Genomic DNA, 26,806 nt, shown 5'->3' on the forward strand with positions numbered 1-26,806 from the left:
TTCTACATAATCACCATCTTCAACTAGCCAAGTTGCAATTTCTACTTCTGTAATAGATTCTCCCGGAGAGGGAACTTTCATTTCTAAAATCATCTTATTATTTTTTTGATCTTTTTTATTTTAAATCTTTCCGAAGAGAAAAGAAATAAGTCTTTTTTATTAGTTAGTGTCAAATACTTTATCAATAACACGTTGGTGCCTTCTTTTAAATCTTGCAGTTGAACCAGCAGCCGGAACTGCGTAAAAAGGTTGTGATGCAACTTCTAAGTTTACCAATCTAAAGCGTTGCAGCATAAAGCTCCAAGCTCCCATATTTTCAGGCTCTTCTTGCGCCCAAACATAATTTTTCACGTTTGGATATTTGTCAATTATTTGTTGTAATTTATCTAAATGCAGCGGGAATAATTGCTCAATTCTCACTAAAGCAACATCATTTTTATCTAAATTAGAGCGTTCGGCTAATAAATCGTAGTAAAATTTACCTGTACAAAATACTAATTTGGTAGCATTTTTAGGATTTATTGTATCATCAATTACTTCATTAAAATTCCCTTCAGAAAACTCTTCTATTGATGAAGTTGCTAACGGATTACGTAATAAACTTTTTGGTGTAAATACAATTAATGGTTTTCTAAAATCACGCTTCATTTGACGACGTAATAAGTGATAGAAATTTGCAGGAGTTGTACAATCTGCAACAATCATATTGTCTATGGCGCATAATTGTAAAAAACGCTCCATACGTGCAGAAGAGTGTTCAGAACCTTGTCCTTCATAACCGTGAGGAAGCAAAACAACAATACCGTTTTGTAATTTCCATTTATCTTCCGCAGCCGATAAATATTGGTCGAAAATAATTTGAGCACCGTTGCTAAAATCTCCAAATTGAGCTTCCCAAATAGTTAGCGTATTAGGATTTGCCATGGCGTATCCGTAGTCAAAACCAAGCACACCGTATTCAGACAATAAGGAATTGTAGATGTGCATTTTTCCTTGTTCATCGTCTAAAGTGTTTAATAAATTGATTCGTTCTTCTGAAATTTCATCACGTAAAATTGCATGACGATGGCTAAAAGTACCACGTTCCACATCTTGTCCAGAAATACGAACATCAAAACCTTCTTGTAATAAACTTCCGTAGGCTAAAGTTTCACCCATTCCCCAGTCTATTTTATTGGTTTCAAAAACCATGTTGTTTCTATCACGTAGAATTCGTTCAGCTTTACGTAAAAATTTAACGCCTTCTGGTACCGTTGAAACAATTGTTGCTATATTTTTTAATTTAGTTGTTGGGTAAGTTGTATCAGCAGTAATTAGCATTGCATCTAAATCTCTTCTAGTGAAACCTTCCCAGGTGTCTTGCATAAATTCTCGAACTTTAGAAGTTTTAACTTTTTTTGAATGTTGATATTCTTCTTCTAATAAGTTTTTAAATTCGGCAATAGATTCATTTAAGTATGTTGTATCAATTACACCTTCGGCAATTAACTTTTCAGCATAAATATCTCTAGGATTTGAATGTTTTGAAATTGTTTTATACAATTTAGGTTGTGTAAAACGAGGTTCATCACCTTCATTATGACCGTATTTTCTGTAACCCAATAAATCTATAAAAATATCGCGTTTAAATTTCATTCTAAAATCTAACGCCATTTCAATAGCGTGCACTACAGCTTCAACATCATCTGCATTTACGTGTAAAACTGGCGATAAAGTTACTTTGGCAACATCAGTACAATACGTACTTGAACGTGCGTCTAAATAATTTGTAGTAAAACCAATTTGGTTGTTTACAACAATATGAATAGTTCCTCCAGTTGTATAACCGTTTAATTTACTCATTTGAGTAACTTCATATACCAAACCTTGACCAGCAATTGCTGCATCTCCATGAACAATTATTGGAAGTAATTTTGAGTTGTCACCGTTGTATGTTTTGTCAATTTTAGCACGTGCAATTCCTTCAACAATAGGCCCAACAGTTTCTAAATGTGAAGGGTTTGGAACTAAATTCATTTTTAATTCCTTATTATTTTTTAAGGTTTTAGTGGTGGTTAAACCTAAATGATATTTTACATCACCATCAAAATCTTTTTCTTCAAAATCTTTCCCCTCAAATTCGCTAAATAAATCACGTACAGGTTTTCTAAAAATATTAGTTAATGTATTTAAACGACCTCTATGCGCCATTCCTAACACAAATTCATCTACATCATAAATTTCAGCAGCATTTCTAATTACTGCGCTAATTGCAGGAATTAACGTTTCACCACCTTCTAAAGAAAATCTTTTTTGACCAACATATTTGGTTTGTAAAAAGTTTTCAAAAGTTACAGCTTGTGTTAATTTTTTTAGAATATATTTTTTAGAATCAGCCGGATAATTAGGGTGATTAGAATTTCTGTTTAATTGTTTTTGAAGCCATTTAATTTCTTCTGGGTTTCGAATATACATATATTCAACACCAATAGAATCACAATAAATAGTCTCTAAATGTTTTATAATTTCACGTAGTGAAGCTTTACCCGTTCCAATAATATCTCCAGCGTCAAAAACAGTATCTAAATCATTTTTAGACAATCCGAAGTTTTCAATATCAAGCGAAGGTGTGTACTGTCGGCGCTCTCTAACAGGGTTTGTTCTAGTGAATAAATGCCCTCTTGTTCTATACCCGTTAATTAAGTCGAGAACTTTAAATTCTTTAAGCACATTTTCAGGTACTTCAAATTCAGTATTTTCATCAGTAAGTGAATATTTTTCATTGGCAAAATCGTAGCCTTGAAAAAAACTTTTCCAACTGGGTTCTAAAGTATCAGGATTTATTAAATACTGGTCATATAAATCGGCAATATAACCTGTATGCACAGTATTTAAAAATGAAAATTTATCCATATTTATTGTTAATAGTCTTTGATTTGTTTAGTAGCGGCTAAATTACAATTTTTACTAAAACCACCATTTTTATTATAACTAAATTGTAATTATTGTATTTTTAATAAGAATAGTTGGATTATAGTAGATATGTAGTTTTTTTACTGCTTCTTTTGACGTAAATAATAAAAACTCAATAAAAATACATCTATTTTTTTTAGTTTTTAAACTTTAGTTTTCAGAGACTTACTAGAAATGTTGAAAAAAAATCAAAAAAGAGTGCTTTTTTTTTGAAAAAATCTTGCAGAAAGTTTAAAACCTTGTATATTTGCACTCGCAAAAGAGAATAAATTCCTCCTTAGCTCAGTTGGTTAGAGCATCTGACTGTTAATCAGAGGGTCCTTGGTTCGAGTCCAAGAGGGGGAGCTACTCTAAAATAGAGAAAAAGATCTACAATAATATTGTAGGTCTTTTTTGTTTTAGTAAATTTGCTACCCTTTCAGTTTTTTTACACTGATTTTTACGGGATTAAAATTAATTAAATATTAATTTTATGAAAGCTAGAAATGTTCTTTTTAGCTTTAACACTATTAAATATCACCAACATTATTTATAATAAAGTTTCATGCATATTAAATTTTTTATCTTCTTTTTTTTAATTTCATCAACTATCCTTGGTCAGGAAATAGGAAGTGTTAAAAATGGCAATCATTCAATAAAACTTTATAAATCTAATAACTTATTCTCTTTTGTTTATTCAGATGTAAATTCTAAAGCATTTTACACTGAAAAATCTTTCAATTTCCCTAACATAGATACTATGTACGCTATTGTTATGGATGGTTTTAATCATCATAAGGATCATCAAGTTATTGTTCAAACTAACGTTGATACTATTGTTAAGTTTGAATTTAAGAAGGTTAACGGAAAAAAAATGTTAATGATTAGACAGAACAGTTTAGTAAGTAAAATTGTGGGAAGAAGTACTTTTTTTACGGAAGATGAAATTGTAAAACTTTTTGAAAACATCTAAAAAACAGATTAAACATTAAACTTATTGACGTAATTAATTTAATTAGTGCTTAGAATTATAATTTATTTCAATTTATAAAAGTTTAAAAGCTCTTATTTTATAAGGCCAAACAAGGAAAAAATTTATTTTCTCTTTAATGATATTTATCATACATTTTAATGATATTTCACTCTAAATTTACAGAACTTATTCATTGCTTATCTATAAGTAATGAGTTTTTGATTTTTTTAGTTAGTAGTAAAAAAGGGAGCCATAAAAAGCTCTCTTTTTTAATTTAGGCTTCATAGTTCAAGGGATAGAATAAAAGTTTCCTAAACTTTAGATATAGGTTCGAATCCTATTGAAGTCACATAAATAGATTTAATTTTTTTAATAAAATTGTGAATATAATTCATTATATTTGAGAATGTTAAAGATTTTAGATTGTTTTCATTTCCTTAAATGATAGTTATGAATATATCAAAAGAAATAATTGAAAGCACCACCAAATGCGAAAAGGACTTTGCTTGTTTAAAAAGTGAGGAAAATATTTGTTGTAAGGTTGAGAGTTGTATTAATGAAAAAATTCATTTTGTACAAAATGTCTCCAAATCATATTGTGCATATAAAATGTCTTTTGGTAATTCATTTATATGTAATTGCCCAACTAGGAAAGAAATTTTCAATAAATATTCTATCTAAAAAACCACTTTTTAAAAAGATACTCTAAAAGTTATATTTGGAGTTATTCCAATAGAGGTGTTGTTAACTTCATCAATTAAATCTTCTGAATTTACCTTGTAGTACGTGTTTAAAATATTTTCAGTATTAAATATGTTTAATATGGAAATACCTGCCATTCCATTTATTTTTCTGTTCAATTTAAACTTGTAAGTTGATGAAAAATCAGCTCTAAAATAATCAGATAATCGTTCACTGTTTGGTGTATTATAATTAATAGAACTTCCTAAACTGTTAGTTGTAACAGCATTATTATTTATGGGTGTTGTGTTTGGTTTTCCTGTTCTCCAATTCAAACCTAAAGCAATATCAAATTTTTTATAAGTATATGTATTCCCAAATGAAATACTGTGCCTAATATCTAAGTTGTTTGGGAAAATACTGGGTGTTAACTCATTAAATTCATATTCATTTTTATTGTACGTATAACTTAGCCATGTACTAAAAGATTCAGTTTTTTTATTCACTAAAAATTCAACTCCTTTAACTGTATAATTTCCGGATGTTTTTATAAATTGATTTTGGTTTTGAAATCCTTGATTAGCCGTTGTAATACCATTTACCGTTTTGTAAAAACCTTCTAAATCAATAAAAAAATTATTTTTTTTGTAGTTAATACCAATTGAAGCTTGCTTACTTTTTATAATTGGAATAGAACTATTATTAGCCAATGTCCATCTTCTTTTTCCAACGCCTAAAAAATCTTCTTGTAAATCAATAATTTGAGTTGCATTTTGACTTTTAAATTCACCAGCAATTTTTACTGATATGTTTGAGTTTATTTTATGCAATGCATTTATTCTGGGTTCAACAATAAACGTTTTAAATTTTTCAACATAATTAAGTCTAACACCAGTATTTATAAAAGTTTTAGCATTGTTTGAAGTGAAATTTGCATTGCTATAAAACGAATGATTTCTTATCACATTTTTAATGGTTCTAATAAACAAAGGTAAGTTTACATCTTCTTTATTTGTAATACCTAATTCGTAAAAGTGATAGCCATTTAATAGTTCAATATTTTTATGAATTTGATAATAACTATTTAATTTTAAGCCAGTTTCTAACACTTCATTTACTTGTATTAAACGTTGCTCATTTAATAACGAAAAGTTTTCAGCATGTACATTGTACTTTGTGTAATACGTTTGAAAAAAGGTTTTAAATTTTGAATTCCACATATTAGTTACTTGCAGTCCAACAGCAACGTTACTTTGTTCTAATTCACTTGTTTTAGATTCCGAAATTTCAGCAGATTGAATAGCTTCTTTAAAGTGAAAATTATTTGCAACATTTAAATAGCTAACCCTAAATTTATGATTTTTGTTGAAATCATATAATAGTTTAAAGCTAAAGTCTGAAAAATCAAACGTTGAATTTGTTTCAATATTTTCAGTTAAAGTTGTTGAAGTAATTTTGGAGTCTTGAAACGTTTTTTTATAATATTGATCAAAAGTTGGCGTATCAATAAAATCGGTAACTGAGCGTCTTCCTGAAAATTGAAATCCAACTTTTTTTGAAATTGGTACTTGTGCATACGCATCAACATTTAATAAGTTGAAGCCACCACCACCTTTAATTTCTTCTGAAATTTCATTAATTGTTTCAATATTTATAGTTCCAGAAACTGCATCATTAAACTGTGAGTTGCTACCATTTTTTATAAGTGTAACTTTATCTGTTAAATAAGGGTTGAAGGCAGATATTAACCCAAAAAAATGACCAGAATGATACATTCTTATTCCATCCCAAAGTAATAAATTTTGATCGTTAGGTCCACCTCTAATGTTAATGTTAGAAATGGTTTCATTAACACTACTAATACCAGGAATTGCTTGTATTTTTTGTAAAATATCAGGTTCAATTAACCCAGGTAAAATCCCAGAATTTAAAACGTCAATACTAATAGAATTATCTGTTTTTATAGTAATACCAGTTGTTAAATAATTGGTTAAAATAACTTCTTCTAGCTTTTCAATTTTTTGAGAAAGTGAAATGGTTAAACAATTATCATCTAGTAAAAAATCTGTAGAGTTCAAGTAGATAGTTGGATACGAAATATGACTTATTTCTATAACTTGGTTTTCGTTAGTTTTATTAATATTAAAATAACCTGTGGAGTTAGAAATAGTATTTATAGCCGTGTTAAACACTTTAATATGTGCGTTTTCAACACTTTTTTTTGTGTTAATATCAATTAAATAGCCACAAATAGAATAATTATTTATTTCTTTATTAATTAATATGTTGTTTGATGTTAAAAAAGTAAAAATTAGCGGGGTATTATTTTTTAAATACTGTATGGTTTCCTTTAACGTGAAGCTATTGTTATAAGGTATAATATTAATTCTTGAAACTATTTTATTGGCAAACGTAAAATTAACTTTATACTGTTTTTTAGCTGCTGATAGTATTTCAGAAAGGGGTTTTAGTTCTTTATTTAAATTTTGAGAATAATTTAAAACAGAATAAAGAAAACAAATTAAGATTAAAAAAGGTTTCAGTTTTTTTACAACCATTACTACTACTACTACTACTACTACTACTACTACTACTGTAAACTCACTTGATTATCACTAAATATAGTAAATTTTAAATTAAGCGGTATGCTAATTGCCTGCAATGCTAATTCTAAATTTGTATGTGTGAAATTTCCAGTAAAAATCGTGTTTTCATGGTTGGCATCATATTTAATAGTCACATTAAATTGTCTTTCTAACTCTTTTACAACAAATTTATAAGGCATACTTTTAAAACTGCTGTTATTTTTAATCCATGAAGGATTAATTTCTACATGTTCATTTGTAAATTCAGTATTAGAATTTAGCATTTTAAAACGACTGCCAGCAGGTATTTTAATAACCTCATTATTATAAGTTACACTTACCAGGCCTTCATAACAATTTACTTCAAAAAAGGTGTCTCTAACAGCTACGTTAAATTGAGTTCCTAAAACTTGAACGGTACCTAAATTAGTTTGCACAGTAAATTTTGATCCTTTTTCAACTCTAAAATAAGCTTCACCTTTTAAATTTAATTCTCTTTTATTTTTCCAATTTTCAGGGTTGAATTTTATTTCAGATTCAGCATTTAAATTTACGTTGGAATGGTCAGGTAATTCAAAAGTTGTTTTTTCAGCTAAATTGGTAGTGTACGTTGTGTTATTGTCTGATATAAAATAATAGGACGCAAAAAGTAACGTTAAAACCGCTGCAATTTTATAAAACTGACGGATAAATTGGAGCTTTCTAACTTTAGGTTTTTTCTGAGTGGTTTTTAATTTAGTGAATGCTTCTTCAGCGTTATATTCAGGTGCTTCAAACCTATTAGAGACTGCAATTATTTTTTTGTACGAGCGCAACTCATCTTTGCTTATGTGTTTCAAAAGCTCTTCTTCATGTATCTCTCCGTTAAGCCATTTGGCCAAAAAATAATTTTGTTTCATATAGTTATAACAAATCAAGTTAGGTTTACCCTACTTTAAATTAAATATTTTCAATTTCTTTTCTAAGGCTTACCAATGCGTTGTGAATTCTTTTTTCTACAGCTTTAACAGAAATGTTTAAAATTTCAGCTATTTCCCTATATTTTTTTCCATCAATTCTATTCATTAAAAAAGCGGTTCGTTGTGCTTCAGTTAAGTTAGCAATTGCTTTTTGTAATTTTGCATCAAATTCTTTTTCTTCCAATAAAAATTCAGGAGATTCATTGGTAACATCTTTAGGTAAGGTGCTTTTAAAGTTTAAAACTACCTTACTTTTAGAAAATTCATTTAAAAATAAATTATTGGCAATAGTAAATAAAAACGATTTTGCTTTTCCTGGAATTACTTTACTACAATTACTCCAAAATTTTAAAAATGAATCTTGAACAAGATCACTAGCCATATCAAAATTCCCACATTTATAGTATATAAAATTATGTAGCAATTTAGAATGGTTTAGAAAAAAATCACTAAAAATTTTCTCATCACAATATCCGGGATTGTCTTTATCCATGAATTTTAAGTAGATTTATTCTGTAAATATAATTTTTTTTTAAGAATGAAGTAGGGTATACTTAAATGAAACGGTTATATTTATAAACCCCATAAAATTAAAATCATGAAATCTAAAATTACATTATTATTATTAGTAAGCTTATTTTTAACAGTATTTATTTCTTGTCAAGAAGAAATAGCAGAGGTTATTCAGCCTTCAGAAAGTGAAGCTATTCAAGCAGATTCAGCTGTAGCAGTTTTAGTGCAAAAAACCGCAACAAAAGACGGTTCAAAAGATAATATTATTGACAATGCAAGCTGTTTAAGTGTTCAACTTCCGGTAACGGTTCAAGTTAATGGACTAGAAATTAATATTGATTCAGAAGAAGATTATGAAGTTATTGAAGCAATTTTTGATGAATTTGATGATGATATTGATAACCTAGATATTATATTTCCAATTGTAATAATTTTAAGTGATTTTACTGAAATTACAATTGCTAGTTTTAATGAATTAGAGAATTTTATTAGCGAATGTGAAGATGAGAATGAACTTGATGATGATATTGAATGTATTGATTTTGTATACCCAATAACAATATCAGTTTTTGATTCAGAAAGCCAATTAGCTGAAACCATCACAATTTCTAACGATGAAGAATTTTATAATTTTATTGATGAAATTGAAGATAACCACGTAGCTCAAATAAATTTTCCAATAACGGTAGAACTTTATGATGGAACTCAACAAACCATTAATAATATGGATGAATTAGAAACTGCAATTGATGCAGCTGATGGAATGTGTGATGAAGATGATGATAATGATTATGATGATGATGATTGCCTTAATTGTACAGATGAGCAAATAACAAATTTATTAACCACATGTAGTTGGACAGTTGATAAAATAATAATTGATGACATTGAAAACACAGAACAATATACAGACTTTACGTTTACATTTTTAGAAAACGGAACTGTGTTTGCTTTAGCAAACGGAAATGAAATTGTTGGAACTTGGGTAATTGACACTACAGAGAATGGAACTGTACTAGTGAAATTAAATTTTGAAAATTTACCAGATTTCTCTTTTGACTGGGAGCTGTATGAAATTGAAGATGATAATGAAATAGATTTAAGAACTGGTAAAAATAGGCTTGAATTTGAAAAAACTTGTGATGAAGGTACAAATGAACTAGTAGATACTTTAAAAGAAGGTTCATGGGTTGTTGCCAATTATTATAACGAAGGAGAAGATTACACAGGTAATTACAATGATTTTTTATTAGATTTTAAAACAGAATTTATAGTAACAGCTACCAAAGGCGACGATATAGTTAATGGAACATGGACTGTTGTTAATGACAGTGGAACATTAAAATTAGAATTAGATTTTGGAGAAGTCATTCCTTTTGATGAATTTAATGAAGATTGGTTAGTAGTTGACATAACAACAATTAGAGTTGAAGTTAATAATCTAGATGATTCAGGCGCTGAAGAAAGCAATTTAGTTTTTGAGCGTATGTAAGCACAATAACATAGTTAAATTAACAAAAAAAGCCACTTATTTAAGTGGCTTTTTTTGTTTTAAAACCTTTTTTATTAAAAAATATTAACATTCATACTATTCAATTTTATAGAGGAATCAATAAATTAATTATATTTACATTTGTAACTAGTATTTTTTATTGATTTAGAACAAGTTTTAGTTAACCAATCTAAATTGTAAATCAATAAAATATACTAATTATAAACACTACAGTTGTAATAAAAATGATGTAACCCCTTAAAATCATTTTTAATTACAATTTTCATTTTTTAAATTTTAGGGGTTGTTTAATTATAAACTTTTATAAAAAACTTATAAATGAAAAGAAAAAATGAAAAGAAAACGAATATTAAATAAGGCTTAGAAGTGAAAGAAAATAAAGAAAACGATAATTTTAAACTTTCAGAGTTATTATTAAATGAAGTAAATTTAATAGTTGTTTCATGTGATAAACAAGGAAATGTAACTTACATATCACCAGCCACTGAAACCATTATTGGCCATAAAACAGTAAGTCTTTTAGGAGATAAATGGTGGGATTTAACATTTTTATCGAAAGAAGAAGGTGCATTATTTAAAGGGGGAGTTTGTGAATTAGCATCAGGTAAAACAATAATTAATAAGAAACCCTATGAACGAAAATTAAAATGTGAAGATGGTAGTTCTAAGTGGATTGAATGGAGAGATTCTTTAACGGCTAATAACACGTTTGTATCTGTAGGAGTAGATGTTGATGATTGGAAAAAAACAGAAGAGAAGAAAATACAATCTGATACTGTTTTAAAATTTATGGATTCTATGGTGCTAGTAAGCAACAAGGAAGGTGACTTAATTTTTGCATCTCCTTCAGTTGAAAAAATGCTTGGATATTCTATAGAAGAAGTTATTGGAGACAAATGGTGGGATGTAACCTTTGAGGATGAGTACGAATCCGTAAGAATAAAAAACGCCATTACAAAATTCGTTTTCTTCAACGAAAAGGGATATACAGATATTTCAAAAAGAAAAATTAAAACCAAAAGTGGAGATTATAAATGGATTGAGTGGCAAGTTTCAAAAGGTGAAAACGATACATATATATCTGTAGGAAGAGATATAACCAGCAGAATTTTAACAGATATTGAATTAACAAAAGCAAAAGAATCTGCAGAAGAATCATTAAAAGTTAAAAATGAGTTTTTGGCAAATATGAGCCATGAAATTAGAACGCCGCTTAATGCTGTAATTGGTTTTACAGATTTGTTGTTAGAAACGCAATTAACTTCAGAACAGAAATTGCATTTGGAAACCATGAGAAATTCAGGAGAAATTTTACTTTCCTTAATTAATAATGTGCTTGACCTTTCTAAACTAGAATCTAATAAATTTGAAATAGAAGAAATATCATTTGATTTACATAAAAATCTTGACGAAGTTGTTAGGTTAATGAAAATTAAAGCAAGTGAGAAAAAAATTGAATTAAAACTTAATATAGATTCCAACACACCAAAAGAAGTAATTGGAGACCCAAATAGGCTTGGCCAAATATTATTAAACTTAATAGGAAATGCAGTAAAATTTACAAATGAAGGATTTGTTGAAGTTTCGGTTAAAGAAATTGAAGACACAACAACAACTTCAAATATAATGTTTGAAATTAAAGATACCGGTATTGGAATAGTTTCAAACAAAATAAACACAGTATTTGGTGCATTTACACAAGCAAAAAGTGATACTTCAAGAATTTACGGGGGTACAGGTCTTGGTTTAACTATTGTTAAAAAGTTAGTACACTTATTGAATGGAAAAATTAAAGTTGAAAGTAAATTTGGAGAAGGAAGTGTATTTACAATAACAATACCTTTTAAAAATTCAGATAAAATTAACAAAAAAGAAGTTGAAGAAGAAGTATCATTAGATAAACCACTGGGGTTAGATATTTTGTTAGTTGATGATAATAAAACAAATCAATTATTAGGGAAAACTAGATTAGAAAGATGGGATTGTAAAGTAGACATAGCAAATAATGGTATTGAAGGTGTTAAAAAAACACAACAAAAATTATACGATGTAATTTTAATGGACATTCAAATGCCAATTATGGATGGTTATGAAGCAACTAAAATAATTAAAAACGATATTTCTAGTCAAGTTTCAAAAATACCAATTATTGCAATGACGGCTTATACATCTAAAACAGATATTAAAAGAGCAATTGATGCAGGTATGGATGATTATATTTTTAAACCATTTAAACCATCTGAAATATATAAATTACTAAAAAAATACGGAGGAATTGTTCAAAAATCTCTAGTAGAAGAAAAAGAAATTAATACAGTACTTCAGGAAAGTCGAAATTATATAGACCTTAAATTCTTAAGAGAAGAAACACTTAATGAAAGTTCATTATTAATTCTACTTATTAATTCATTTATGAAAGATATTGATGAATTTTTAGAAGTAGTAGAACAAGGTTATAAAGATGAAAATTGGAAATTACTATATGAAGCAACACATAAAATAAAACCAAGCATTAGAATGTTTGGAATTTCAAAAATAGAATCTAACATGCATTTGTTATCTAGCAAGTTAAAAGAAGAGAAACAATTAGAAGGTATAAATGACCATATCAATTCATGTAATGAAGTATTTGAACTTGTTAAAAAAGAATTAATAACCGAATTAAAATCATTGGAAAATGAATAAAAAAAAGATTGTTTTAGCAGAAGATAATTCTACACTTTCTTTATTATTAAAATTTAGATTAGAAAAAGAAGGCTATGAACTTTTAATGGCTGTAGATGGTAAACAAGCAATTGAATTAATTGAAGAGCATAATCCAGATTTAATTTTAACCGATATAATGATGCCTTACATTAGTGGTTTAGAGGTGATTAGTCATGTTAGAAACAAATTAGATTTGAAAGTGCCCATTATTGTATTTTCAGCAGCGGGTCAAGAAGAAATGGTGTTAAAAGCATTTAATTTAGGCGCAAATGATTTTATGGGAAAACCATTTAGCCCAAATGAACTGGTAATTCGTGTAAAAAGGTTACTAAACTAAAAAACCTTATAAAATCAAAAAATGAATAAGTTTCAATACTTTTTAGAATATTATAACGGAGAACCTCTTATAATTCAACTTGTTTGGATGGTAAGTTGTTTTTTGTTTTTAACAGTCATAATTTTAATAATTTATCTCAAATTTTTAAGGGTTCGTTTAAGAGAAAATGAAAAAATAACTGAAAAATACACAAAGGATTACGAGTTGTTATTAATAACTTATTTATATGCTGAAACTGATGAGAATGGTGTAAGTTTAGAAAGACAATCGGTAATTAATGAGTTAGAAAAAGGAATAGAAAATACTTTTAAAAGAAAAATTATAGTAGCAACATTTTTAAAGCTTGGGAATGAAATTACTGGTGAAATGGCTGAGTCTATACATCACCTTTATTCGCAAACTAAACTAAAAAAATACGCTTTATCAAAATTAAAAAACAGGAATTGGTACATTATTGCAAGAGGAATTAGAGAACTTACATTATTTCATGTAAAAGATGCTCATGACCAAGTTGTAAAGCATGTGAATCATTCTCGAAGAGAAGTACGTAAAGAAGTACAATTGTATTTGGTAAATTTATTTCATTTTGAAGGACTTAATTTTTTAGATGATTTACAAACTCCATTATCTGAATGGGATCAAATTCAGCTATTAGAAGAATTGCAAAAAATGGAAGATCAGCAAATTCCTGACATTTCATTATGGCTAAAGTCAACTAACAAATATGTGGTGATTTTCGCTTTAAAATTGGCTGAAATTTACAACCAGTTTGGAATGAAAGATGTACTCATAGAGTTAATATCTCATAAAGATAAAAAAGTAAGATTAGAGTTAATTCCCGTACTAAGTCATTTGCATGTTATTGAAGCCAAAGAAATTTTCAAAAATAATTTTAACGAAAGTAGTAAAGACGAGCAAATAGAGTTTTTTAAACTACTTGAAAATTTAATTGAACCAAGCGATGAGCCTTTCATTATTGAGCATATTTATAATGAAAATTTTGAAGTTAAATACTCAGCTTTAAAATTATTAAAAGTTTTAAATACAACTAAATTTGAAAATTTAGAGCTAACACCTCCCGAATCAGATTTTGTTAAAATAGTTGAATTCATAAAAAACTATTAGGAATGGATACAAGTACCATAAATATCATATTGCTTATTTTTCATTATTTATTCTTTATTTATACAGTATCTGTAATAATTTCATATATAGTTTTGGCATTCTTTTCAATTGTTGAAACACTTGAATATCAGAAAAAAAACAGATTTGTAAATTATAAAGAAATATTATCTTCAAGTATTTCTCCATCAATCTCAATTATTGCACCAGCGTATAATGAAAGTTTAAATATTATTGAAAACGTACGATCATTATTATCTAACCATTACGCAAATTATGATGTTATTATTGTTAATGATGGAAGTAAAGACGATAGTTTAGAAAAATTAATTAAATCTTATAGTTTAGTTAAAGTAGATTATCTAGTTAATGAGCAAATACCTACAAAACCTTTAAGAGAAGGAATTTTTAAATCTACAAACCCTGCGTTTGAGAAACTTATTGTTGTTGATAAGGAAAACGGAGGAAAGTCAGATGCTTTAAATATGGGACTAAATTTAAGCGAAAGTCAATACACAGCTTGTATAGATGTAGATTGCTTATTGCTAGAAGATGCGCTTCAAAAAATGATTAAACCATTTTTAGAATTAACAGAAGTACAAGTAATTGCAACAGGAGGAGTTATTAGAATTGCAAACGCATGTACAATTAAAGATGGAAAATTGTTAGATGTAGATATGCCAAAATCTATGCTTGAAAGAGCACAGATTTTAGAATATATTCGTTCTTTTTTATTAGGAAGAATGGCTTGGAGTAGGTTAAACGGTTTGCTAGTAATTTCTGGTGCGTTTGGAATGTTTGATAAAAAAATAGCAATTGAAATTGGAGGTTACGATACAAATACCGTAGGTGAAGACATGGAAATTATTGTACGTATGAGACGGCATATGGAGGAAGAGAAAAGGAAATATAAAGTAGCTTATATACCTGATCCATTATGTTGGACTGAAGCACCTGACAATTATAAAATATTTACTTCTCAAAGAAATAGGTGGACAAGAGGTACTATTGAAGTGCTGAGAAAACATAGAAAAATTGCTCTTAACCCTAAATATAAATCACTTGGGCTTGTAAGTTTTCCTTTCTGGTTTATCTTTGAAAGAATGGCTCCAATAATTGAGGTAGTTGGAATCATTTATTTTTGTGTATTAATGTACCTTAAAGCTTTAAGATGGGATTATGCGTTTGTGTTTTTTATATCGGCTTACTTATTTACGGTAGTTTTTTCTTTAGTTGCAATACTTTCAGAAGAACAAACATATCATCAATATAAAAAGAAAGGAACAGGTATTAAACTAATAATTACAAGTTTAATTGAGCCGTTTATTTTTCACCCTTTTGTATTGTATGCTGCAATTAGAGGGAATTTTGATTACATTTTTAATAAAAAGAAAAAATGGGGTGTAATGACAAGAAAAGGCTTGTCAAAGAAAGAAGCAGTATAATAGTTGAATAAAAAACAGTTTATATGATGAAATTTAAATTACTAAAAAAAGATATTTATAAGTATATCTACTTAACCATTGCATTAATTTTTGCATTTTGGTTTATAAGTATTTTTGAGCTTTATATGACTATTTCAAACGGTATAAAAGTACCAGAACTTGGAACAGCTGTAGCTTATAAATTTTTTAATGATTTTTGGACAGCCTTCATTATTGCTTTAGTATTATTTCCAATGTATTTACTTTTTGCTTTTCTATTTAAAAAAACAGGAAAAGTAATTTTTATAATGCTATTAACTTTAATTGTAATTTCTCAATTTTCATTAGTAAAATATAGTTTAACAACGTTGTTAAACTTGGGAGCTGACATTTTAGGATATTCTTATGATGATATGTACATTACAGTAACAGCTTCAGAAGAAATGTCGTTTGTGTATTTCTTGCCTTTTATAAGTATTATTTTGTTGTTTTTTATCATAAATTATATTTTCAGAAAGTACATTTCTCATAAAATATCATTAGGAATATTGATTTCTTTAGCATTAATTTTTGGAAGTTTTAAAATATTATTGGCTGATGCTTCAAATAAAGCTTATCAAAACAAACTCTATTTTTTAGCTTCAGATGTTTATAAATTCCAAAAGGAGAAAAATGAAATAAGTAATTTAAATTTATTTAATAGAAACGATTATCCTTATTTAAAATCATTTGAAGAAACAAAAGACGTTTTAGCACCATTTTTTAATATTGAAGAAAAAAAACCGAATATAGTAATACTAATTGTTGAAGGTTTAGGAAGTGAATTTGTAGGTGATAAAACACATAGAGGATTTACACCTTACTTAGATTCATTAATATCAAAATCGTTGTATTGGGAAAATTTTGTAAGTACTACAGGTAGAACTTTTGGTGTTGTTCCATCGTTATTAGGATCGTTACCTTTTGGAGAAACAGGCTTTTTAGAACTACCAAAAACACCTTCACATATTTCATTAATAAGTGTGTTAAAAGCAAATGGTTATACAACATCATTTTATTCAGGTGATCAATCTAGTTTTGACAAGAAAATTAATTTCTTAGAGTACAATGATGTTGATTATGTTATTGACGAAAGTAAATTTGGATCGGAATATGTGAAAACTGAAGGTAATTCAGGCGGGTTTTCTTGGGGATATCCTGATGCTGAAATATTTAAAAAAACACTAGCATCATTAGATGGTAAAAGCTTACCAAGACTAGATGTTATAATGACACTTACCAATCACGAACCTTTTACTTTTCCTTCAAAAGAAGAATTTGAAATAAAAGTTGATAGTATTCTAAATTCAACTCAAAGATTTGATATTTCAAAAGAAGATATTTTAGCAAATAAAGATATTTATACAAGTTTGTATTATACAGATAATTCTATAAAAGACTTTATGAATGCTTTTGCAGAAAGAGAAGAATACAACAATACTATATTTATAATTACGGGTGATCATAGGTTAATACCAATTACACAAAAAGACAAGTTGTGCAGATTTCATGTGCCATTGTACATTTATAGTCCAATGTTAAAAAAGCCTGAAAAATTCAAATCAATTTCGTCACATTGGGATGTTGCACCTAGTTTACTATCTTTTTTAATGAATAATTACAAATTCAACAAATTAGAAGAAACAACTTGGATGAGTCAAGGGCTTGATACCGCTAGAAATTTTAGAAACATACATCAAATTCCTTTAATGAGATATAAAGGAAGTATTAACGATTTTATTTATAAAGATTACTTACTTTCTGATGGTGAATTGTATAAAATAAATGAAAATTTTGGTACTTTTAAAATTACCGATGAAAATTTATTAAAAACTGTTTCAGATTCGCTAAAAGAGTTTAAAAAAGTAAACGCATACATTACACAAAGAAATAAATTATTCCCAGATTCGTTAAATATTTATATAAAACCAAGTGTTGAATTTTCAGAAGAACAATTGAAAAAAATTAAAGATTTAGCTGAAGGTTTAAATTTTGATGAAACCTTTAATATTGCAAGAAGTAATGCTTTTGATAGTAAATATGAGAATGCAAGATTGTTGTGTGATTATATTTTAAATGAACTACCTAATCACGCAGATGCACGTACATTAAAAGGAAGAACATTAGCTTGGGATGGAAAATATGTTGAAGCTGAAGCAGAATTTTTAAGTGTGGTAAAACGTTCACCATACTATGATGATAGTTATATAGCATTGTTAGATTTATATTGGTGGTCAGATCAAGATGAAAAATCAATAGCTTTGGTTGATAAGGCAATTGAATATGAAATTGAAAACTCTGAAATTAGTTTTAAACTAGCAAAAGCTTATAAAAGAATGAATAATTTGGAATTATCAACCAAATTAATGGATAGTATATTAGTTATATATCCTGATAATGAAGATTATAAAACCTTTAAACAATCCCTAGAATGATACTCTCAAAATCAGTTTTCAACTATTTTTCTGTATTGCTATTTTTATCAACTTTTCAAATTTCTGCACAGCAAAAAGTTTTTACAGGAAGTCCAGATAAAGCATTTAAAGTTGCACGTGAATTAGCGTTTAACAAACAACGAAAACAAGCGCAAGATTCCCTATTATTTATTTTAACAAAATATCCAGATTATTTAGATATTCGTTCTTTTTTAGCAAGTACCTATTCTTGGGATGGAGCTTATAAAAAGGCACGAAAAGAATTCTCATACGTTTTAGAAAAAAACCCGAAAAGAAAAACTGATTGGGTTGCAGCTATTAATAACGAGCTTTGGGGAGAAACACCATTTAATGCTTTAAAATTGGCAAATACGGCATTAGAACATTATCCAAAAGATGAAGATTTATTGTATTTAAAAGCAAAAGCAGAAGAGAATTCTAACAACCCTGAAGATGCATTGCAAACGTTAAAAAGCATTTTAGAAAATAATCCAGAAAATAAAAAAGCAAAAAATTATAAGGAAAGTTTAATTCACTCGTTAAGCTTTAATACAATTGGAATTACTTCATCGGTAGATTTATATGATAAGAATGAACGTGATCCTATGCAATATTATACATTAAAATATAGCAGACAAACAAAGTTAGGAAGTATTACAGCAAAGGTTAATTTTAATAGGAGATTTCAAAAAAATGGTGTACAATATGAAGTAGATATGTACCCAAAAATAACCAAAGGTTTATACGCTTATGTAAGTGCTGGTTTTTCTAATACAGATTTGTTTCCAAGTGTAAGATATGGAGCTGAATTATATAAATCATTACCAAAAAGTTTTGAAGCATCTTTTGGGTTTAGAGGTTTAAAATACACGAAGACTACAATTATTTATACGGGTTCAATTGGTTGGTACACAGGTAATAGTTATTGGTCGTTTAGAACGTATATTACACCTGGAGATGCAGGTTCTAGTAAATCAGGGACACTTAACTATAGGAAATATAGAAGTGATGCAGATAACTATTTTAGTATTGCTGCAGGTATAGGTTTTTCTCCTGAAATTGACCCATTTCCATTAAATAATAATGAAGAAGCTATTTTCGATTTAAAGTCTCAGAAATTTAATATGGGCTATTACTTTACATCTTCTAATAAACAACATGCTTGGGGTACTAAGTTTAGTTTAGCTCATCAAGAAAAGAGTTTTTCATTTGGTGATTATTATTTAATTTATTCAATAGGAATTTCTTACAATGTTAAATTTAAATAATTTATATCTCATTAAAATTGTAGTGTAACAATTGACAAATAATAATTATATTGCTACTATTAAAACAAAAATTTATGTTAGAGTTAGCTGGTATAATAATTTTAGGAATAATTGCTCAATGGTTTGCTTGGAAACTAAAAATTCCAGCCATTTTACCATTAATTTTAATTGGTTTATTTGTTGGGCCTTTATCAACATATATTTCTGAAGATGGCACCAAATGGATTGAACCTGTTTGGAATGGTGTTGAAGGATTATTTCCAGGTGAAAAACTATTCAGTTTTGTTTCATTATCTATTAGTATTATTTTATTTGAAGGTGGTTTAACATTAAAAAAGGATGAAATTTTAAATGTAGGCCCTTCAATTGTTAAGCTAATTACGTTAGGTTCGGCGGTTACTTTTTTTGGTGCAGGAATTGCAACACATTTTATTTTTGATTTATCTTGGGCAATTTCATTCTTGTTTTCAGCTTTAATAATTGTAACAGGGCCAACTGTAATTGGGCCTATTTTAAGAAACATACCATTAAAAAAAGATGTTTCTGCTGTTTTAAAATGGGAAGGGATTTTAATTGATCCAATTGGTGCATTAGTAGCCGTTTTAGTCTTTGAATTTATAAGTGTTGAAGGCGGATATGAATATACTAAAGATGCTTTAATTGAATTTGGAAAAATAGTAATTATTGGACTTTCAATTGGTTTTACTTCAGCTTATGCTTTATTTTACGCGTTAAAGTTTAAGCTTATTCCACACTATTTATTAAACGTAATAACCTTAGCAAGTGTTTTAGCTGTATTTGTATTGTCCGATTTATTTGCGCACGAATCAGGCTTATTAGCAGTTGTAGTTATGGGAATGGTGCTTGGAAACTTAAAAGTAGCTGAACTAAAGGAAATATTATATTTTAAAGAATCATTAAGTGTACTCTTAATTTCTATTTTATTTATTTTACTAGCAGCAAATATGAATGTTGAAGATATGATGTTGTTGTATAGATGGGAAACATTGGTATTATTTGCTATTGTAATTTTTGTACTTCGCCCAATAGGTGTTTTTTTAAGCACAAGTAATTCTGGTTTAAAATTCAACGAAAAATTGTTTATTAGTTGGGTTGGGCCTAGAGGGATTGTCGCCGCTGGTATAGCTTCGTTATTTGGTTTAAAATTAATTATGTTAGAGGTGCCAGGAGCTAAATATATTACACCACTAGTATTTATGATTGTACTTGGAACGGTATTATTAAATGCAACAACTGCACGTATTTTTGCTAAAGTAGCAGGTGTATTTTTAAAATCTTCTGATGGAATTATATTAGTTGGTGCTTCAAATTTTTCACGATTAATTGGAACTTATTTAAAGAAAAATAATAGGAGAGTTGTTTTAATTGATAGTAATGTAAATAATATAAATAAAGCTAAATCTTTAGGCCTTGAAGCAATTGAAGGAGATGTTTATACAGATGAATTATTGGAAGATGTTGAACTAAGTGATATTGGTTTTTTATTAGCTTTAACAGGAAGTGCCGCTGTAAACGAATATACTATAGAAAAATACCATCACATATTTGGTGAACATGGTTCTTTCAGAATAATTTCTACTGATGAATTGAAAGAAGGCAATACAAAACCTTCAAAAAATTTATTTACACATAAAGACGATTTTATTAATTTAAGTGAAGTTGTTCGGGATTTTCCATTAGTAAATGAAGTAACTGTAAATTCTAGCGAACATTACTATAAACTATTAAAAGATATAAATGATGAATTACATGCAATTCCTATGTTTTTAAAAGACAATCAAGGTATAATTCATATTATTTCTTCATTAGAAGAATCGTTCAAAATTGAAAAAGAAAACACATTAATTTATATTGGTAAAACAATTATCTAATACGAACTTTAACTTTTAGAAAATCTTTTCAAGTTTGACATAAAAAAGAGTAGCTAAACAAATTGTTTAGCTACTCTTTTTATATAAGTGAAATATTTTATTTTTCGCCTTTCCAGTAATGTGGATTTGCACCTTCCGAAACTTGATTCCAATAATCTTGTGTTACTTTATGCCCGTCAAAAGTTTTTAATTTACGTTCAAAAACCCAAATGGTTGGGTTAAAAACCATATCTGTAGTTGCAACTGTATATAGTTGAGGATCTTCCTCAGTTTTTCTTTTTTCTTCACTTATTATAATTTCAAAACCATTGTGTTCTAACAATTTTTTAAGAAAGTCTTTACGGTTTTCATCAATCTTCTTTTCTATAAAAGTAACTCTAGTATCTTCTATACTTCCAAATGTGTGTTTTCCTGCTAGTGCCATAATCTCTTAATTATAAATGCTACTTAGTTCGTAAATATATTCATATAATGGGCTGTATAAACCTAATACTACAATACCAATCACCGTAATTATCAAGCCTAAACGCATATATAATTTATTCTTAAAAAACGGAATTGGATTTTCACCTTTTCTTAAAAACATAGCTCTAACAACTAATAAATAGTAATATAAAGAAATAGTTACATTTACAACTGCTAAAAATACTAGTAAGTAATAACCTTCACTTGCAGCTGCTGTAAATAAGAAAAACTTACCAAAGAAACCAGCAACTGGTGGAATACCAGCTAATGAGAATAATGCTAAAAGCATTACCAAACTTAATTTAGGATTTGTTCTATACAAGCCTTCATAATCAGTCATTTTTTCTTTTCCTGTTTTTGAAGAAATAGCTTGTACAACACCAAAAGCAGCTAAATTAGAGAAAATGTAAATCATTACAAAATAAACAACTGTGGCAGTTCCTAATTGTGTCCCAGAAATTAAACCAAGTAATATAAACCCTGCTTGTGCAATAGATGAAAATGCTAAAAAGCGTTTCATATTTTGTTGACGTATTGCAAATAAGTTACCAATAAACATAGTAGCAATTGCAATTACATACACCATATTTTCCCAAACGTGCATTAATGGTTTAAAAATGGTAAACAATAAAATCATTAAAATAAATACTGCAGCTCCTTTTGAAATCACTGATAAATAGGAAGCAACACTAATTGGCGCACCTTCATAAACATCTGCAGTCCAGAAATGAAACGGTACTAATGAAATTTTAAATGATAAGCCTGAGAAAAATAAAATAAAGCCTAAAATTGTTAAGTTACTTGCTGAAATAGTTCCAATAATATCGTGAAAAAATATAGAGCCAGATGTAGCGTATAATAATGATATTCCAAATAAAGAAATACCAGAAGCTAAACCTGCTGATAATATTAACTTAATACCAGACTCGCTTGAAATTCTTTTTGAAGTTTCATAAGCGGCTAATGCTGCAACTGGTAATGTTGATAATTCTAACCCAATGTAAAACATTAAAAAGTCTCCTGAAGAAATCATAAAATACATTCCTAATAATGAGGAAAATAATAAGATGAAAAATTCAGTTCCTTTATCTTGCGCTACTATTTTTTCTTGTATCCAATCTGCGGATTGAAGAAGTAATATAAATACACCAATATTCAACACATTTTTAAAGAAGTGAATTAAATTATTCGTTTGAAATGACCCACCAAAAATACTGCATTCATTTATTGCAAAAAATCCTACAGCGGTGTGAATACCAAAGAAAAATATAGCCAAATGTACAATGCTACTTTTTTTGTTTTTAGGTATAAATATTTCAGCTATTAGTAACAATAATATAATTGCTAATAATATAATTTCTTGTCTCATTAATAAAAAACTACTAAAATCCATTTAGCTATCTATTTTAATTTTATAATACTCCTTTAATAAAAGGTTCTAAACTCGCCATAATCATATCGCTTAACCAAAGCGGCGCGACACCCATTGCAACAATAGGAATTAATAATAATAGAATACCTGTTTTTTCAAACCACGTTGCTTTAGGTAAATCTTTAAATTCTTCATTTGCTAATGGTCCCATCATAATTTTTCCAACCAGTCTAAGAATATAAACTGCTGTTACAACTATTGATGAAACTGCTAAAATTGTTAATACTCTATGAAACGTATCCGGGTTTTCAAAAGCACCTACAAAAATATTCATCTCAGCAACAAAACCACTAAAACCAGGTAACCCTAAATAAGCCAAACCAGTAATTACATAAATGGCTCCAATAAAAGGTAAAATTTTCATTAACCCACCTAGTTTATTAATATCTCTGGTTTTCGTTCTTCCATAAATCATCCCAATTAAGGCGAAAAACATTGCTGTTAATAATCCGTGTGACAAAGACTGAATGATAGCTCCATTCCAAGCTATTTTATTTAGTGTTAATAAAGCAAACAATACTAAACCAAGGTGACTAACAGAAGCATATGCATTTATATATTTTAAATCTGTTTGTCTAATTGCTCCAAAAGCTCCATAAACTACTCCAATTGCAGCTAAAATAATAAAGAACCAAGACCAATGAACAGCTCCTTCAGGTAATAAGAACATTGCAATTCTAAATACTCCATAACCTCCTAATTTCATTAATACACCGGCGTGTAACATTGATACAGCTGTTGGTGCTGATGCGTGACCATCAGGTGACCAAGTGTGAAAAGGAAATAAAGCTCCAAGTACAGCAAAACCAACAAAGGTTAAAGGGAAAAATAATTTTTGTGCTTCAATAGGTATATTTACTTGAGAGATTTCTAAAATATTGAAAGTTAAAGCGCCTCCATCAGCATTTGAATTGAAATAAATTCCTAAGACTCCAACTAATAAAACTGCTGAAGCTCCCATTAACATTAAAGTTAATTTCATTGCAGAATATTCTTTTGGACCACTTCCCCAAATACCAATTAATAAGTACATTGGAATTACTGCAATTTCATAAAAAACAAACATGGTAAATAAATCAATTGAAATAAAGAACCCATAAACTCCAGTTGCTAATATTAAAAGTGATATAAAAAATTCTTTAGGTAAATCAGGCATTTTCCAAGAAATGAAAACACCAGCCAAAACAACTATTGAAGTTAGTAATAGTAGTGCAACAGAAATACCATCTACACCTAAAGCATAATGAATGTTAAATTGTTCAAACCAAACAACATCTTTCATAAAAACCATAATACTATCATTAATTGCTCTTTCTTTAAAATAAGCAAATACTAAGTTGATAGCCATTCCAAGTTGAACCATACTTCCAACCATTGAAACTAGTCGTGCCTGTTTTAAACCTTTTGTAAAAACTAAGGCTAAAATTGTTAGTACAGGTACAACGACAAAGAGAGATAAAATATCCATATTAATTTGTTAGTTTGTCCATAAATAAATAAACACCATTGCTAAAACTACGACTCCGGCTATAAGCCCAAATGCATAATCTTGAACCTTACCAGACTGCATTCCTTTTATTTTATTAGAAATTACAACTGTTTTATTCCCAATACCTTCCATAGTTGCATCAACAATTTTTTTGTCGAACCATGCAATTGGTGCTGCTATTAAATTAAATATTATTTTTTTTGTCACAAATAAATAAACTTCATCAATATAAAATTTATCATAAGTCCATTTGTAAAATACTCCAAATGCGTTTGAAAATTTATCAGCTAAATTGTTTTCTTTTTTGTAGAATACAAAAGCAAGTATAATTCCTGTTAAACCAACTGCAGTTGCAACTAATGCCAAAGGAATATTTAAATGAGCTTCGAAACCAACTCTATCTGCAGATACATATTCGCTAAAATGAATTAATCCACCAACAACAGTAATTAAAGCTAATACCATTAACGGAAATGTCATTGATGTTGGAGATTCATGTGGCGCATGTTTGTATTTAGTATCTTTCCCCCAGAAAATTCCGAAGTACAATCTAAACATATAAAATGCAGTTAAACCAGCTACAAACACACCAATAATATATAATAACATGTTATGTTCAAATGCTGCAACTAAAATTTCATCTTTACTCCAAAATCCTGACAGTGGAAATACACCAGCAATTGCTAAAGCTGCAATTAAAAATGTAATATTCGTAATAGGCATATACTTTCGTAAGCCACCCATATCTTTTAAATAATTACTATGTACTGCGCGTATAACTGAACCTGCACCTAAGAATAATAACGCTTTAAACATAGCGTGAGTAAATAAGTGGAACATAGAAGCCATATAACCAACACCTTCGTGACCATCATACCCAGAAACTCCTAAAGACATCATCATATATCCAATTTGTGACATTGTTGAAAATGCCAACACTCGTTTTATATCCGTTTGTGTTATTGCAATTATTGCAGCAAATAACGATGAAAATCCTCCAACGTAAGCAACAATGTTTAAGGCAAATCCACCTTCAACAAAATAAAACATTGGAAAGAGTCGTGCTACTAAATATACACCTGCAACAACCATTGTTGCTGCGTGAATTAAAGCAGAAACAGGTGTTGGACCTTCCATAGCGTCAGGTAACCAAATATGTAATGGGAACATTGCAGATTTACCGGCGCCACCCATAAACATAAGTAGTAATGCCCAAGTAATTACAGATAATCCCATAAATGAATTAGAAGCCCAATTTAAAGCCAATTCTCCAGTTTCAGGATTTACAGCATTTAATGTTTCAAAATCAAATGTTCCGGTATAATAACCCATTATTAAAATTCCTATTAAGAAACCTAAATCAGCAAAACGAGTTACAATAAATGCTTTTTTTGCTGCAGATACTGCTGAAGGTTTTGTATAATAATATCCAATTAACAAGAAAGATGATACACCAACTAATTCCCAAAAAATATAAATTTGGAAAAGGTTTGTTGCTAAAACTAATCCAAACATTGAGAATGAGAATAGCGATAAGTAAGCAAAAAATCGTGTAAAACCATCATCGCCTTTCATATAGCCTATACTATAAATATGAACCATTAATGATACTATTGAAACAACAATAAGCATCATTATTGATATTGGGTCAATTAGTACACCCATATCTATATGCAATGTGTCGGTAAAGTTCATCCAAGTTGTTTTTTGAACAATTGCTTGGTAAACTCCATTTACCTTACCGTGTACAAAAAAGTATTGGTAAGCAGTATAAAATGATAGTAAAGTAGAGGTTGATAAACCTGCAACTCCAATTATTCCAGAAACAGCTGGTTTAATTTTTTGACGAAAAATTCCTAAGAGTAAAAATACTGCTAGCGGAATTAACGGAATTAATATTGTATAAGTTACATCCATATTTTCTAAATATTAATACTTCATAATTTCAGTGTCCTTAACTTCTACAGAGCTAATTTGTCTGTAAAGGTTAATTATTATTGCTATTGCTAGTGCAGTTTCAGCAGCAGCTACAGCGATAATAA

Annotated in this window: 18 protein-coding genes and 2 tRNA genes; 11 read left to right on the plus strand and 9 right to left on the minus strand. The window is 28.5% G+C overall.

The window, feature by feature from the left end; genetic code table 11:
* The coding region (locus tag GQ540_RS04530) for a biotin/lipoyl-containing protein (protein ID WP_291798047.1) at positions 1–93 on the minus strand (93 nt) is incomplete at its 3' end.
* Between the two features lie 66 nt (positions 94–159).
* Positions 160–2,892 carry a 2-oxoglutarate dehydrogenase E1 component gene (locus GQ540_RS04535; protein WP_291797997.1) on the minus strand — a complete coding sequence of 911 codons (2,733 nt, stop codon included), beginning with the start codon at positions 2,890–2,892 and terminating at the stop codon, positions 160–162.
* A 331-nt stretch (positions 2,893–3,223) separates the two neighbouring features.
* On the opposite strand from GQ540_RS04535, the gene GQ540_RS04540 reads away from it, so the two are divergent.
* The 3 genes from GQ540_RS04540 to GQ540_RS04550 all read left to right on the plus strand — a co-directional run bounded on the left by GQ540_RS04540 (position 3,224) and on the right by GQ540_RS04550 (position 4,253).
* Positions 3,224–3,297: transfer RNA gene (locus tag GQ540_RS04540), tRNA-Asn, on the plus strand.
* 199 nt (positions 3,298–3,496) lie between these two features.
* A complete protein-coding gene (locus tag GQ540_RS04545; RefSeq protein ID WP_291798000.1) occupies positions 3,497–3,904 on the plus strand; it encodes a hypothetical protein in 408 nt (135 codons plus the stop codon).
* Between the two features lie 277 nt (positions 3,905–4,181).
* Positions 4,182–4,253, plus strand: a tRNA-Arg gene (locus GQ540_RS04550).
* A 343-nt stretch (positions 4,254–4,596) separates the two neighbouring features.
* Here the strand turns inward: GQ540_RS04550 and GQ540_RS04555 are convergent.
* From GQ540_RS04555 to GQ540_RS04565, 3 genes are read right to left on the minus strand one after another with little or no spacing between them, the layout of a single operon-like run.
* Positions 4,597–7,143, minus strand: a complete 2,547-nt coding sequence (locus tag GQ540_RS04555; protein WP_291798003.1) for a carboxypeptidase-like regulatory domain-containing protein — start codon at positions 7,141–7,143, stop codon at positions 4,597–4,599.
* 32 nt (positions 7,144–7,175) lie between these two features.
* Entirely contained in the window at positions 7,176–8,069 is an 894-nt protein-coding gene (locus GQ540_RS04560; RefSeq protein ID WP_291798005.1) for a FecR family protein, read from the minus strand.
* 40 nt (positions 8,070–8,109) lie between these two features.
* Entirely contained in the window at positions 8,110–8,622 is a 513-nt protein-coding gene (locus tag GQ540_RS04565; RefSeq protein ID WP_291798008.1) for an RNA polymerase sigma factor, read from the minus strand.
* 105 nt (positions 8,623–8,727) lie between these two features.
* On the opposite strand from GQ540_RS04565, the gene GQ540_RS04570 reads away from it, so the two are divergent.
* The 8 genes from GQ540_RS04570 to GQ540_RS04605 all read left to right on the plus strand — a co-directional run bounded on the left by GQ540_RS04570 (position 8,728) and on the right by GQ540_RS04605 (position 21,378).
* Positions 8,728–10,134, plus strand: coding sequence for a hypothetical protein (locus tag GQ540_RS04570; protein ID WP_291798011.1), 1,407 nt, complete (start codon positions 8,728–8,730; stop codon positions 10,132–10,134).
* Between the two features lie 387 nt (positions 10,135–10,521).
* Positions 10,522–12,840, plus strand: coding sequence for an ATP-binding protein (locus GQ540_RS04575; RefSeq protein WP_291798014.1), 2,319 nt, complete (start codon positions 10,522–10,524; stop codon positions 12,838–12,840).
* Positions 12,833–13,198, plus strand: a complete 366-nt coding sequence (locus tag GQ540_RS04580) for a response regulator transcription factor (RefSeq protein ID WP_291798016.1) — start codon at positions 12,833–12,835, stop codon at positions 13,196–13,198. Before GQ540_RS04575 ends, GQ540_RS04580 begins: the two co-directional genes overlap by 8 nt.
* Positions 13,199–13,219: 21 nt before the next feature.
* Positions 13,220–14,323 (plus strand): hypothetical protein, encoded by a 1,104-nt coding sequence (locus GQ540_RS04585; RefSeq protein WP_291798018.1) that lies wholly within the window; start codon positions 13,220–13,222, stop codon positions 14,321–14,323.
* Between the two features lie 2 nt (positions 14,324–14,325).
* Positions 14,326–15,765, plus strand: a complete 1,440-nt coding sequence (locus tag GQ540_RS04590) for a glycosyltransferase family 2 protein (protein WP_291798021.1) — start codon at positions 14,326–14,328, stop codon at positions 15,763–15,765.
* Positions 15,766–15,788: 23 nt separating this feature from the next.
* Entirely contained in the window at positions 15,789–18,218 is a 2,430-nt protein-coding gene (locus tag GQ540_RS04595; protein ID WP_291798024.1) for a sulfatase-like hydrolase/transferase, read from the plus strand.
* Positions 18,215–19,486 carry a YaiO family outer membrane beta-barrel protein gene (locus tag GQ540_RS04600; RefSeq protein ID WP_291798027.1) on the plus strand — a complete coding sequence of 424 codons (1,272 nt, stop codon included), beginning with the start codon at positions 18,215–18,217 and terminating at the stop codon, positions 19,484–19,486. Before GQ540_RS04595 ends, GQ540_RS04600 begins: the two co-directional genes overlap by 4 nt.
* Before the next feature lie 74 nt (positions 19,487–19,560).
* Complete coding sequence (locus tag GQ540_RS04605) at positions 19,561–21,378, plus strand: sodium:proton antiporter (RefSeq protein WP_291798030.1); 1,818 nt, start codon at positions 19,561–19,563, stop codon at positions 21,376–21,378.
* Positions 21,379–21,475: 97 nt separating this feature from the next.
* Here the strand turns inward: GQ540_RS04605 and GQ540_RS04610 are convergent, their stop codons facing one another.
* Genes GQ540_RS04610 through nuoL form a run of 4 tightly spaced genes read right to left on the minus strand, consistent with a single transcriptional unit; the run spans position 21,476 to position 26,681 of the window.
* On the minus strand, positions 21,476–21,802 hold the full coding sequence (locus GQ540_RS04610; protein ID WP_291798035.1) for a hypothetical protein: 327 nt from the start codon (positions 21,800–21,802) through the stop codon (positions 21,476–21,478).
* Positions 21,803–21,808: 6 nt separating this feature from the next.
* Positions 21,809–23,212 (minus strand): NADH-quinone oxidoreductase subunit N, encoded by a 1,404-nt coding sequence (locus tag GQ540_RS04615; RefSeq protein WP_291798037.1) that lies wholly within the window; start codon positions 23,210–23,212, stop codon positions 21,809–21,811.
* A gap of 43 nt (positions 23,213–23,255) precedes the next feature.
* Entirely contained in the window at positions 23,256–24,743 is a 1,488-nt protein-coding gene (locus tag GQ540_RS04620) for a NuoM family protein (RefSeq protein ID WP_291798041.1), read from the minus strand.
* A 9-nt stretch (positions 24,744–24,752) separates the two neighbouring features.
* On the minus strand, positions 24,753–26,681 hold the full coding sequence (gene nuoL / locus GQ540_RS04625; protein ID WP_291798044.1) for an NADH-quinone oxidoreductase subunit L: 1,929 nt from the start codon (positions 26,679–26,681) through the stop codon (positions 24,753–24,755).
* Between the last annotated feature and the right edge of the window lie 125 nt (positions 26,682–26,806).

It is taken from the genome of Lutibacter sp., from assembly GCF_013139515.1.
In the GTDB taxonomy this organism is placed as follows: Bacteria; Bacteroidota; Bacteroidia; order Flavobacteriales; family Flavobacteriaceae; genus Lutibacter.